Below are 11898 nucleotides of genomic sequence, written 5' to 3'. Positions count from 1 at the left end.
GCCCCATCGGCGGTCGGACTGCCCGCGGCCAGTGTCTGGCTGCGCCCCGTGAGGAGACGGGGCATCACAGTGGCGGAACCGCCCCGGAATCGCACCGGGTTCCTGTACCACGAGCAAAGGACTCACACTGTAACGGGAGGCCGACGGAGGCGCCCGCGCGGGGAAGCCCGGAGGCCGGGGGCCGGGCCCGCCCCCGGCCTCAGCAGCGCCTTACCTCGGTCTCATCTGCGCAGGAAACGGACCACCGGGCCGTCCGATCCCGCCAGGACCTCGACCCGCACCCCGTAGACCTCACCGATGAGGGGGGCGGTCAGGACCTGCGAGGGTGTGCCCTCGGCGACGACACGGCCCTGCCTCAGCACGAGCAGGCGGTCGCAGTACATCGCGGCGAGGTTGAGGTCGTGCAGGGCGATCACCGAGGTCACCGGCAGTCCCGCGACCAGTTCCAGCAGGTCGATCTGGTACTGGATGTCGAGGTGGTTGGTCGGCTCGTCGAGCAGGAGCTCCTCCGGTTCCTGGGCGAGTGCGCGGGCGATCTGGGCCCGCTGGCGCTCGCCTCCGGAGAGGGTGTGCCAGGACCGGTCCGCCAGGTCCGTGAGTCCGGCGCGCTCCAGCGCGCCCCGGACGGCCTCCAGGTCAGCGGCGGACATCGGTGCCCACGCGCGGCGGTGCGGGATGCGGCCCAGGGCGACGACCTCCCGGACGGTGAGCTCGGTCTGGGTGTGCGCGTTCTGCTGGACGGTGGCGATCCGCCGTGCCAGGGCGCGTCGCCCGGTCCTGGCCAGGGGTCGCTCGTCCAGGGTGACCACACCGGCGGACGGGGCGAGCACCCCGGAGAGCAGCCTCAGCAGGGTGGACTTTCCCGAGCCGTTGGGGCCCAGCAGGCCGATGGTCTCGCCCGGGCGGGGCGCGATGGTCACGCCGTCGAGTACGAGCCGGCCGCCGACCTCACGGCTGACCCGCTCCGCTCTGAGCCCGCCCTCCGTACTGAGCCCGTCCGTCGCGACCAGGCGGTCGGAGTCGTTCACGTCTTGCTCCTGACTCGGTACAGCACGGCGATGAAGGCGGGCACCCCGATGAGCGAGGTCACCACCCCCACCGGGATCTCCTGCGGGTCGAGCGCGGTACGGGCGACCGTGTCCACCCACACCAGGAAGACGGCGCCCGCCAGGGCGGTCACCGGCAGGAGCCGGGCGTGCGCGGAACCGGTGAGCGCCCTGGCCGCGTGCGGCAGGACCAGCCCCACGAACCCGATCGCCCCGGCCGAGCTGACCAGGACGGCGGTGAGCAGGGCGGTGACGCTCAACAGGACGATGCGGGCGTGCGTGACACGCACCCCCAGGTTCGCGGCGGCCTCCTCCCCGAAGGCGAAGGCGTCGAGCGTGGTGGTGTTGGCCAGGCACACGGCCAGCACCGAGAACAGCACCGTCCCGCACAGGAACACGTCGGACCACCCCGCACCGCTGAGCGAGCCCAGCAGCCAGAACAGCACGCCCCTGGTGGTCTCGGCGTCCGCCGAGGTCAGCACGATGAACGAGGTCAGGGCGGAGAACAGCTGCATCGCCGCGACCCCGGACAGCACGACGCGGTCCATGCTGCCGCCGAGGGTGTGGCTGAGCAGCATCACCATCCCGAAGGAGAGCAGGGCACCGACGAAGGCTCCGGCCGACATCGAGAGCACGCCCACCCCCCAGCCGAGCACGATCACGGCGACCGCGCCGGTCGAGGCGCCCGAGGAGACTCCGAGCACGAAGGGGTCGGCCAGCGGGTTGCGGAGCAGCGACTGCATGACCGCGCCGCACAGGGCCAGACCCGCCCCGCACACGGCGGCGAGCAGGGTCCGGGGCAGGCGCAGGTTCCACACGATGCCCTCGCGCAGCGGCGACAGCGGGCTCTGCCCGAAGCCGAGCCGCGCGGCCACCGACCTCCAGACCTCGGCGGGAGTGATGTCGGCGGGACCGATGGTCACCGCCACCGAGACCGAGACGGCCAGTACCACCAGGCCGCCGCCGGTGAGGAGCGCCAGACGCGCACGGGTCACTGGGCGAGCCCGAGCTCGCGCAGGCCCTCGGCGACCAGCTCGACCCCCTCCACGGTCCGGATGGCGGGGTTCATGGCCTGACCGCTGAGCAGGACGTACCGCTCCTGCCGCACCGCGGTGAGGTTGCTGGTGGCCGGGTTGCCCTCCAGGAAGGCGATCTTGGCCTCGGCGGTCTCCGCGGTCTGGGACTCACGGGTCAGGTCGCCCAGTACGATCACGTCGGGGTCGCGGTCGGCGACGGTCTCCCAGTTGATCTGGGGCCACTCGTCGTGGGTGTCGTCGAAGGCGTTCTCGGCGCCGATCGCACGGGTGATGGCGCCGGGTGCGCCGCAGCAGCCCGCCAGGTAGGGCGCCTCGGAGTTGGCGAACCAGTACATGAGGGAGACGTCGGAGGCGTCCAGGTCCCGGGTCGCCTCCTCCACCCGTTCCTGGAGCTCCCCGACGAGTTCCTCGCCGCGCTCCTCGACGTCGAAGACGAGGGCGAGGTCGCGGATCTCGCCGTAGACCGCGTCGAGGGTGAGCTGTTCGCTGCGGGAGCCGTCTCCCCCGCTGCTGTTGTCCTTGCCCGCGTCGCAGTCGGTCGGGGAGACGTAGGCGGGCACACCGAGCTCCTCGAACTGCTCGCGGCTGGCGACGCCTCCGGTGCCCAGGGTGGAGACGAAGGAGGCCGTGACGAAGTCGGGTTCGGCTTCCAGGACCCGCTCGAACGAGGGGTTGTTCTCGGCCAGCCGGGGGATGTCGGCGTTGGCTTCCTCCAGCCCCTCCATGATCGGGTCGGTCCAGGTGGCGGTGCCCGCCACACGGTCCTCCAGCCCGAGGGAGAGCAGGATCTCGGTGCTGCCCTGGTTGAGGGAGACCACCCGTTCCGGGGGCGCGTCGAGGGTGACCTCGTAACCGCAGTTGTCGATGGTGCGGGGGTAGCCGCCGTCGGCCGCGGCGGCGTCCGGCTCCCCGTCGGATTCGGCCTGGCCGGTACCGCAGGCGGTGAGGGCGAGGACGGGAACGAGCAGGAGGGCGAAGGGGGAAAGGGGGAGGGACGGGAGCGCGTGACGCGACATGGGAATGCCTCAGGTGTCGGGACTCGAACGCGGAGCCTGGCATGGGAGCGCCTCCGCGCACTCGACGCGGAGGGGCCAGCAGGTCTTCGGACTCGGGTTCCTCCGGACGGGGTGCCTTCCCAGGACCGGTGCCGCGCGGACGTCGCCGTCCGCGTGCCCGAGCCCCAGTGGCGTCACTACCCCGCCCGTCCCCCACACCGCTGCGCGTCAGTTCCGGATTCGCACCGGATTCCCTGACCACCTACGTGGTACGACTGGCCCCGGAAGGATAACAAGGGCCTTGCGGAGCCTACGCGGCGGGCAGGACGGCGGGTGTGCGCAGCGCCAGGACCGCCACGTCGTCGTGGCCGTCGCCGGGTGCGTTCGCCACCAGGGCCTCGCACAGGTCCTCCAGGGACCCCTCGGCGTGCTTGGCGGCGACCCCGGCCAGGGCGTCCATCCCGCTGTCGAGGTGGTGCCGGGGGTGCTCGACGAGGCCGTCCGTGTAGAGCACCACCGTCGTCGACACCGACAGCGCGCACCGGTGGTCCGGGCGTTCGAGCGCCGCGTCCACGCCGAGCGGCAGTCCGGGCTCCGCCTCCAGGTAGCGGGGTTCGCTGCCGGGGGCGAGCAGGAGGGGCGGCGGATGGCCGGCCGTGCTCCAGCACAGGTCCCAACCACGGCCCGCGGGTTCGATCCTGGCCAGGCAGGCCGTGGTCACCGGGTTCTCCGTGATGGCGTGCAGGGTGTGGTCCAGCTGGGTCAGCACCTTGCTGGCGGGGGTGCCCCGGTCGTACAGCAGGGCGCGCAGCATACTGCGGGTCTGGGACATGGCCGCCGCGGCGACCAGGTCGTGGCCGACCACGTCGCCGATCACCGCGGCGCAGGCGCCGTCGGGAAGCATCAGGGCGTCGTACCAGTCCCCGCCGAGGTGGTGGCGGCCCTCGGCTGGTTGGTAGACGGCGGCCACCTCGAAGGGCGAAAGGTCGGTCAGGCGGGGCAGCAGCAGGCGCTGGAAGCGCTCGGCACCGGAGCGGACCTCCTCGTACAGGCGGGCGTTCTCGATGGCGACACCCGCGGCGCCGGCCAGGGCGGTGACCACTTCCTCGTCCTGCACGTCGAAGGGCAGGCCGTCGTGGCGGGTGGACAGGTAAAGGTTGCCGTAGACGCGCCCGCGCACGCTGATGGCCACGCCGAGCAGGGTGCGCATCGGAGGGTGGCCGGGCGGGAAACCGGCGGAGTCGGGGTGTGCGCCGATGTCCCGCACCCGCAGCGGTTCGCGCTGGTGGATCATCCGGCCGAGCAGCCCGTGCCCGGTCGGGTACTCGACCCCGGCCAGGCGCTCGACCTCCTCCTCGCTCAACCCGACCGGGATGAACTGGGATAGCCCGCTGCCGTGTTCGCGGAGGACACCGAGTGCGCCGTAGCGGGCCCCGACCAGGTCCATCGCGGTGGTGACCACCCGGTGGAGCACGGCGGACAGCTCCAGGTCCTGGCTGAGCGCCAGTACCGCCTCCAGTAGGGAGTTCATCCGCCCCTGTGCGCGCACCAGGTCCTGGATCTGCTGTGCGGCGTGGTGCAGGGCCTGCTCCGAGGCTGCTCCGGATCGCGGTACAGGGCACTGTGAGTCGTCCGTACCCGTCATCGTGTCCCCCTTCCAGCGGCATCAGCACACACCCAGCCGGGTTCTGCCGTCTCACCCAAGTATGTCGGGTTCGCGCTGGCCGTGCCCCTCCTTTCACAGGTCGCGCGTGTGAGGATCCGGTGTGTGAAGGCTCGGCCGGTGGGTCGGGCGAGCCGCCGTGGTCGGCGCGCTCGGCGCCGACCACGGCGGCGGACTCTACGACCGGCCGCGCCTTCGGCCTGGCGAAAGGGGCCTTTGGCACCATGTGACCCGCGTCACCGAAGCGTAGCCTGGTGGGACGGGGAACCGAGGAGGGAGCTGCGACCATGCACGGCTGGGGATACGAGGGAATGAGTGGCTGGACGTTCGGCTTCACGACCGTCGGAATGGTCCTGCTGTGGGTCCTGGTCATTCTCGCGATAGCGGCGCTCACCAGGTACCTGCTGAAAGAGAGCAGGTCCGCCGGTTCGACCGGTGGGCGAACGCCCGCGACAGTGCTGTCGGAGCGCTTCGCACGCGGGGAGGTCGACACGAAGGAGTACCGCGAGCGCCTGGAGGCGCTCCGCGAGGCCGGGCACGGTTGACACCCGCCCCGCCTCAGACGGCGGCTCGTACCAGGGGGACCCGCTGGGCGAGGGCCACCAGGGCCAGGCTGATCACCGCCGTCGCGACGGCGTAGCCCGCGGCGGCGAACAGGGTGAGGTAGCCCTCGGGCATCCCCCACAGGTCCCGCAGGGTGTACAGCACCATGACGTGCACGAGGTAGACGCCCAGACTCAACCCGGCCACCGCGCCCACGACCCGGCGGGCGGTCTCCGCCATCGGGCCGCGCGCCCGCGCCAGGCGGGTACCCGCGGCGCGCAGGGTCAGGTAGGCGCCCACGCCGGCGAGGATCATCGGCGGGGAGAGGAAGTCGTAGAAGTACTCGCCTCCGGTGCCCCACTCCCCCGCCAGGTGCGCGGCCGCCCCGGCCCCCGCGGCGGTGCCGGCCACCCCCAGGACGAGGGCGATGACCCCGCGGCGCGTGGTCCGGGGTCCGGGGTCGGTGCTCAGCAGCAGCCAGCCCAGCAGGTAGTAGCCGAGGAACGGCAGGAAGCGGGTGAGGGCGCTCACTCCGCCGACCCCGTCGACCAGTGACAGCAGCTGGTCGACGACGCCCACGGCGAGCGCTACACCGGTCAGCCACCACAGCCCGCTGCGCGGGGTGTGCGCGACCACCGTCCGCAGGAACGGCGTGAACAGGTACAGGCCCGCGATGACGTAGAGGAAGTAGAGGTGGATGGAGGGTGAGCCCGACGCGGCCTGGGCGAGTGCCTGGGAGGTGTCGATGCCGTCGCGCCAGGACTGCCAGAGCAGGTAGGCGGCGGTCCACACGAGCAGGGGGACCCCGATCTTGGCCCACCGCTTGCGGTAGAAGTCACCCGCGCCCTCCTCGCGGGGGCGCAGCAGCAGCGCGCCGCTGATCATGACGAACACCGCCACGCACCAGCGCAGCCCGGCGTCCACGACGTTGGCCGTCCACCAGGTGGGGCCGCCCAGGTCGGCGTGGACCGTACTCACCATCGGGGAGTAGGCGTGCACGACGACGACCGCGGCCATCGCGGCGACCCGGGCGAACTCCATCCACGAGGTCTGCGGGGTGGCAGAGGAGGGCACGGGCGCTTGGGTGAGGGCTCTGTCTACACGCACCCCCCATCGATACCATTCCGTTATCTTAAAGTTCAACTCGGACCCGGCGGACAGCGGCGCACCGACCCGGTCCTCGGAACCGCCCGGACGGGGTGTGTTCGCGTGCCGGGCTCAGAACCGCCCGAACCACAGACGAGTGCGGCCGACGACGCGTGAAACGGGCCCCGGAAGCAAGGAACCGGGGGAAGATCCGCCCGAGCCGCATTTCGCATAGGCTCATACCTTTGCTGCACAGCCGGGGAGGCGCGCGGATTGCTCACGCTCGACCAGGCCAGAGCATTCGTCGCCGTCGCCGAGGAACTGCACTTCGGGCGGGCCGCCGAACGGCTCCACATGACACAGCCACCGCTGAGCCGTCAGATCCAGAAACTGGAGAAGACGCTCGGAGTCACCCTCCTGCTACGCGAGCCGCGCGGGGTGTCGCTCACGGCCGCGGGCGAGGCCTTCCGGGACGAGTGCCACCAGCTGTTGGAGATGGCCGACCGCGCCCCGCGCCGGGCGCAGCTCATCGCCTCGGGCCGGGTCGGCCTGATCCGGCTGGGCTACACCGCCGCCTCCAGTTTCAGCGTGCTGGGCCCCGTACTCGCCCGAACGAAGGAAGCCGTACCCGGGGTGGCCGTCGAGCTGCACGAGATGGTCACCTCCCAGCAGTTGGAGGGGTTGCGCAGCGGTGCGATCGACATCGGACTGGCGCGCCCGCCCTTCCGGCTGGAGGACGCGGCCTCCGCCCCGCTGCTGACCGAACCCCTGGTGGTGGCGGTACCGTCCGGGCACCGTCTCGCGAGTCGCGGCACACCCGTGTCCGCCCGGGAGCTCACACACGAGCCGATGATCACGTACTCCCCCGACCGGGCCGGGTACTTCAGCGACCTGGTGACGGACCTCGTCGAGGTCCGGGCGGACCAGGTGACGCACACGGCGGCCCAGATCCTCACCCTGGTGGCGCTCGTGGGCGCCGGGCACGGCGTGGCGCTGGTCCCCTGCTCCACCCGGCACCTGGGGATGCCCGGGGTCAGGATGCTCCCGCTCCTGGAGTCCCCCGCCGACGCCGTGCAACTGCACGCGGTCTGGCTGTCGTCCTCCACCAACCCCGCACTGCACCGAGCGCTCCCGCTGCTGCGCGAGCCGGTCGACCCCGCACGACCCATACCCTGAAGGTATCGGCTTATACGAAAAGTAGCTTGGACAGGCATCACGGGAAGTCTCTAGCGTGAACAGCGCCCGTTCCCCCTCCCGTGGAGGCCGCTGATGTCCGACTACACTCCCGCAGAGCTCGCCGGTGTCCTCAAGGACGGACTGCTGTCCTTCCCGGTCACACCGTTCACCGAGGACCTCCGGGTGGACGAGGCCAAGCTCGTCGCGCACCTGGAATGGCAGTCCGGCTTCGACATCGGCGGCCTGTTCATCGCCGGGGGCACCGGCGAGGGCTTCTCCCTCACCCCCGAGGAGCACGGCGCCGTCACCCGGACCGCGGTCGCCACGGTCCGCGACGGCGTGCCGGTGCTCAGCTCGGCGAGCGGCAACACCGCCCAGGCGGTCGCGCTCGCACGCCAGGCCGAGGAAGCCGGCGCGCACGGCCTGCTACTGCTGCCGCCCTACCTGACCGAGAGCACCCAGGAGGGCCTGCGCGCCCACGCCGGGGCCGTCCTGGAGGCCACGAGCCTCGGGGTGATCCTCTACAACCGCGCCAACGCCGTCTACAGCGCCGACACGGTCGCACGGCTCGCGGAGGCGCACCCCAACCTGATCGGGTTCAAGGACGGCATCGGCAACCTCGAACAGCTCGCGCGCGTGCTGTCGGCCAACGGGGACCGGCTGTTCTACCTGGGCGGCCTGCCCACGGCCGAGACGTTCGCCCTCCCCCTGCTCCAGCTCGGCCTGAGCACCTACTCCTCCGCCATGTTCAACTTCGCCCCGGAGTTCGCGCTCGACTTCTACCGGAGCGTGCGCGCGCAGGACCAGAAGGAGGTCCAGCGCAAACTGACCGGCTTCGTGCTCCCCTACCTGGACATCCGCGACCTCGGCAACGGGTACGGGGTGTCCATCGTCAAGGCCGGACTGCGCTCCGTCGGACGCGACGCCGGTCCGGTCCGCCCGCCCCTGCGCGACCTGTCAGCCCAGGAGCAGGCGCGGCTGGACGCCCTGATCGGCACCATCACCGCCGCCGCCTGACACCCGTGACGCAGACACCACCGCCACCGACGCAGCCACAGGAACACACCATGACCCCATCGACCGGGCAGACCCACCACTCACTGATCGCGGGGGATCCGGTCCCCGGTACCGACGGCACCGTCAGGGCCGTCGACCCGGCCCTGGACGCGCCGACCGGCCCGGAATTCACCCTGCTCGACGCCGAGCAGCTGGCCTGTGCCACCCGCGCCGCGGAGGAGGCCTTCGCCGTCTACCGCAAGACCTCCCCCGAGGCGCGCGCGGCCTTCCTGGAGACCGCCGCCGGGAACATCGCGCAGGAGGGCGAGGAGATCGTCGCCACCGCCATGCGCGAGACGGGGCTGCCCGAGGCGCGGCTGCGCGGTGAGCTGGCCCGGACGACGAACCAGCTCAGGATGTTCGCCGACCTCGTCCGGGCCGGTGACCACCACGGGGTGCGCATCGAGCCCGCGCTGCCCGACCGCGCCCCGCTGCCCCGCCCCGACCTTCGCCGGCGCACACTGCCGCTGGGGCCGGTCGCGGTCTTCGGCGCCTCCAACTTCCCGCTCGCCTTCTCGGTGGCGGGCGGCGACACCGCCTCGGCGCTGGCCGCGGGCTGCCCCGTGGTCTTCAAGGCCCACAACGCCCACCCCGCCACCGGGCTGCTGGTCGGCCGGGCGCTGTCCCGCGCCGTCGCGGAGCACGGCCTGCCGGGGGGCGTCTTCTCCCTCGTCTTCGGCCGGGGGACGGCGGTGGGGCAGCGGCTCGTGGCCGATCCCCGCATCAGGGCCGTCGGCTTCACCGGCTCCCGCGGCGGAGGCACCGCGCTGACGGCGACCGCCGCCGCACGTGAGGTGCCGATCCCGGTGTACGCCGAGATGAGCTCCGTCAACCCGGTCTTCGTGCTGCCCTCGGCGCTTTCCGGCGACCGCGACGCGCTGGCCGACGGGTTCGTGGCCTCGCTGAACGGTTCGGCCGGTCAGCTGTGCACCGCCCCGGGGCTGCTGCTCGTCCCGGAGGGGGAGGAGGGCGACGACCTGGTCTCCCGGATCCGCGACAGGCTCACGGCCGCCACCGGGCAGACCATGCTGACCCCGGGGATCTGCGCCTCGCGTCTGGAGCACGAGAAGAGGCTCGCCGGCATCGCCGGTGTGCGCGAGGTCGGCCGCGGCCGGAGCGGCGAGGGCGAGAACGCCCCGGCCCCGGCCGTGTACACCACCGACGCCGCGACCTTCACCGGCACGCCCGAACTGTCGGAGGAGGTCTTCGGCGCGGTCTGCCTGGTGGTCCGCTACGGTTCGGCCGACCAGCTGCCGTCTCTGGCCGAGGGCCTGGAGGGACAGCTCACCGCCACACTGCGCCTGGACGCCGAGACCGACACCGGTGAGGACGTACGCGAGCTCCTCGACACCCTCGAACTGCGCGCGGGCAGGATCCTGGTCAACGGCTGGCCCACCGGCGTGGACGTCGGCGACGCCATGGTCCACGGCGGCCCGTTCCCGGCCACCTCGGACGGGCGCTCCACCTCGGTGGGCACCGCGGCCGTCGAGCGCTTCCTGCGGCCGGTGGTGTACCAGAACGTCCCGGCCGCGCTACAGCCCGCACCGGTGCGCGTGGACAACCCCTGGAACCTGATCCGTCGCGTCGACGGCGCCCTCCCGGCTGCGGGGTGAGGGGAGCGCAGCCGAGCCGCACCTGAAGGACGAGCCCGGCACGCGAGGACGCGGTGCCCGGGCGGTATCTGGTCGCGGGTCGGGGGCTCGGCCCGAAACTCCCCCGCACGGTGTGTTGAGGGTGTGCCGCCCGGCCGGGGTTCTGCAGAACCCCGGCCGGGCGGGACCGGTGCCCGGGCGCGGCGGCTCCTGGTCCGCCCACTCGCAGGTACTCGGCGGTACTACTCGGCCGCGCGCGCAGAGTCCGCGCCGTCCGAGGCCGCGACCCCGATCGGGCAGCTGGCACCGGTGCCGCCGATACCGCAGTAGCCGTTGGGGTTCTTGGCGTCGGACAGGTACTGCTGGTGGTAGTGCAGAGCGAACGGGTGTTGTCACAGGTTGGGCCCTATATGGCTTCTTCCTTGATGGGAGCAACCATCGTTCAACCATCACCAGCTCCCCCTGGACGACAAGGGAGCCAAGTAGTGCCTCAAAAGCCGATCAGCCTCGGCCACGGCAAGGGCAGCATCTTCAAGCGCTGTGAGTGCGCTGACCAGACACGATGCAAGCACGAGTGGCACATCCGTTACCGCATCGACAGCAGGCCCCGCGAGGAAGGCAGCGACAAGGGTTGGACTCGTAGGCAGGCGGAGAGCCGGCTGAAGGAGATCAACAAGGCGAAGTTCGCCGAGGCGCCCGTTGAGCGCACCAGCAGCCGTTCAGCGCCGTCCTTCGAACGGTTCACCAGCGACTACCTGCAGGGTCGGATCGACTTGGGCAAGAACACCCAACGTAACTACCGCAGCATCCTGGAGAACCACGTCTATCCCGAGCTGGGGCGTCTGCCGATCAATCGCATCGCTCGCAAACCGCATGTGCTGGGCCAGTTCAAGCATCTCATCGACAAGGGGTTCACCTACGGGCGACTCAAGGTCACACGCGACCTGCTGCACATGATTTTTGAGGAAGCCCTGTTGGAGAAGATCATCAAGGAGAACCCTGTGACCCGTATTCCCTTGCCGCCCGAACCTTTCAGCGAGTTCTACCTGCCCACGGCAAAGGAGATCCATGCTCTTGCCGAGGCCATGCCGCCCCACTTGCGTCTAGGGATCTACCTGGGGGCGGGATGCGGGCTACGCCTGGGAGAAATCCTGGCCACCAACACCTCATGCCTGCGAGCTGGCAACACCTACAGGATCAACCACCAGTGGACCAAGCACGGTGAGTTCGGACCCCTCAAGCACCGGCTCCAGGGCGAGTACCGGGACACCCCGATCAGCGATGAACTGGTCTCCCGCATGAAAGAACACGAGGAGCAGTACGGGCTCACCCCGGACGGCTACTACATCCGCGGGATGCGACGTGAGTACCTGAAGCTCCGCGTTCCGCAGGATTCCGGGCATCTGAGAGACGTCCCCATCTCGCATGCAGCGTGGGCCACCACTTTTAGCATGGCACGGCGCATCGCTCAGGTCCCAGACGAGGTCAACACAAAAAGCCTGAGGCATTTCTTTGCCTCAACGGCCGTGCGCAACGGCATCCCGCTGTCAGACGTAGCTGACTACATGGGACACACGGACATGCAGGTCACCCACAAGACCTACAAGCACTTGCTTCCCGAATCACTCACAAGCATGAGCAGGGTGGTCAGCAAGGCATTGTTCCAGTAGGACCATTAAGACCAGAGGTCCCCGGCTTACCGCC

Annotated in this window: 10 protein-coding genes, 1 pseudogene and 2 riboswitches; of the genes and pseudogenes, 5 read left to right on the top strand and 6 right to left on the bottom strand. The window is 70.9% G+C overall.

Annotated features, from left to right (window positions below):
• Positions 1-9 precede the first annotated feature (9 nt).
• Positions 10-127: riboswitch (cobalamin riboswitch) on the bottom strand.
• Between the two features lie 94 nt (positions 128-221).
• The 4 genes from HNR07_RS29630 to HNR07_RS29615 form a co-directional block, all read right to left on the bottom strand.
• Positions 222-1028, bottom strand: coding sequence for an ABC transporter ATP-binding protein (locus HNR07_RS29630; protein ID WP_184369028.1), 807 nt, complete (start codon positions 1026-1028; stop codon positions 222-224).
• Positions 1025-2041 carry a FecCD family ABC transporter permease gene (locus HNR07_RS29625; protein WP_184369025.1) on the bottom strand — a complete coding sequence of 339 codons (1017 nt, stop codon included), beginning with the start codon at positions 2039-2041 and terminating at the stop codon, positions 1025-1027. The genes HNR07_RS29630 and HNR07_RS29625 overlap by 4 nt, the downstream gene beginning before the upstream one ends.
• Positions 2038-3099 (bottom strand): ABC transporter substrate-binding protein, encoded by a 1062-nt coding sequence (locus tag HNR07_RS29620; protein WP_184369022.1) that lies wholly within the window; start codon positions 3097-3099, stop codon positions 2038-2040. Before HNR07_RS29620 ends, HNR07_RS29625 begins: the two co-directional genes overlap by 4 nt.
• 60 nt (positions 3100-3159) lie before the next feature.
• Positions 3160-3373: riboswitch (cobalamin riboswitch) on the bottom strand.
• A gap of 15 nt (positions 3374-3388) precedes the next feature.
• Positions 3389-4723, bottom strand: a complete 1335-nt coding sequence (locus HNR07_RS29615; protein ID WP_246420578.1) for a PP2C family protein-serine/threonine phosphatase — start codon at positions 4721-4723, stop codon at positions 3389-3391.
• 305 nt (positions 4724-5028) lie between these two features.
• Between HNR07_RS29615 and HNR07_RS29610 the strand changes: the two genes are divergently transcribed.
• On the top strand, positions 5029-5286 hold the full coding sequence (locus HNR07_RS29610) for an SHOCT domain-containing protein (RefSeq protein ID WP_221318977.1): 258 nt from the start codon (positions 5029-5031) through the stop codon (positions 5284-5286).
• A gap of 13 nt (positions 5287-5299) precedes the next feature.
• Here the strand turns inward: HNR07_RS29610 and HNR07_RS29605 are convergent, their stop codons facing one another.
• Positions 5300-6325: an acyltransferase gene (locus HNR07_RS29605; RefSeq protein WP_184372898.1), complete on the bottom strand. Its 1026-nt coding sequence runs from the start codon at positions 6323-6325 to the stop codon at positions 5300-5302.
• A 318-nt stretch (positions 6326-6643) separates the two neighbouring features.
• Here HNR07_RS29605 and HNR07_RS29600 point away from each other — a divergent pair, with 318 nt between their 5' ends.
• The 3 genes from HNR07_RS29600 (at position 6644) to HNR07_RS29590 (ending at position 10215) form a co-directional block, all read left to right on the top strand.
• Positions 6644-7546 carry a LysR family transcriptional regulator gene (locus HNR07_RS29600; RefSeq protein WP_184369019.1) on the top strand — a complete coding sequence of 301 codons (903 nt, stop codon included), beginning with the start codon at positions 6644-6646 and terminating at the stop codon, positions 7544-7546.
• A gap of 93 nt (positions 7547-7639) precedes the next feature.
• Positions 7640-8563, top strand: a complete 924-nt coding sequence (locus tag HNR07_RS29595) for a 5-dehydro-4-deoxyglucarate dehydratase (RefSeq protein WP_184369016.1) — start codon at positions 7640-7642, stop codon at positions 8561-8563.
• Positions 8564-8613: 50 nt separating this feature from the next.
• Positions 8614-10215, top strand: coding sequence for an aldehyde dehydrogenase (NADP(+)) (locus HNR07_RS29590; protein WP_184369013.1), 1602 nt, complete (start codon positions 8614-8616; stop codon positions 10213-10215).
• Between the two features lie 221 nt (positions 10216-10436).
• Here the strand turns inward: HNR07_RS29590 and HNR07_RS35315 are convergent.
• Positions 10437-10577 (bottom strand): annotated as a pseudogene (locus HNR07_RS35315) (peptide-methionine (S)-S-oxide reductase MsrA); the annotation flags it as partial.
• Positions 10578-10679: 102 nt separating this feature from the next.
• Between HNR07_RS35315 and HNR07_RS35980 the strand changes: the two are divergent.
• Complete coding sequence (locus HNR07_RS35980) at positions 10680-11864, top strand: tyrosine-type recombinase/integrase (RefSeq protein ID WP_184369010.1); 1185 nt, start codon at positions 10680-10682, stop codon at positions 11862-11864.
• The last annotated feature ends 34 nt before the right edge of the window (positions 11865-11898 follow it).

It is taken from the genome of Nocardiopsis metallicus (genome assembly GCF_014201115.1).
Taxonomy (GTDB): Bacteria; Actinomycetota; Actinomycetes; order Streptosporangiales; family Streptosporangiaceae; genus Nocardiopsis; species Nocardiopsis metallicus.
This window is presented reverse-complemented; position numbering and strand designations above follow the sequence as displayed.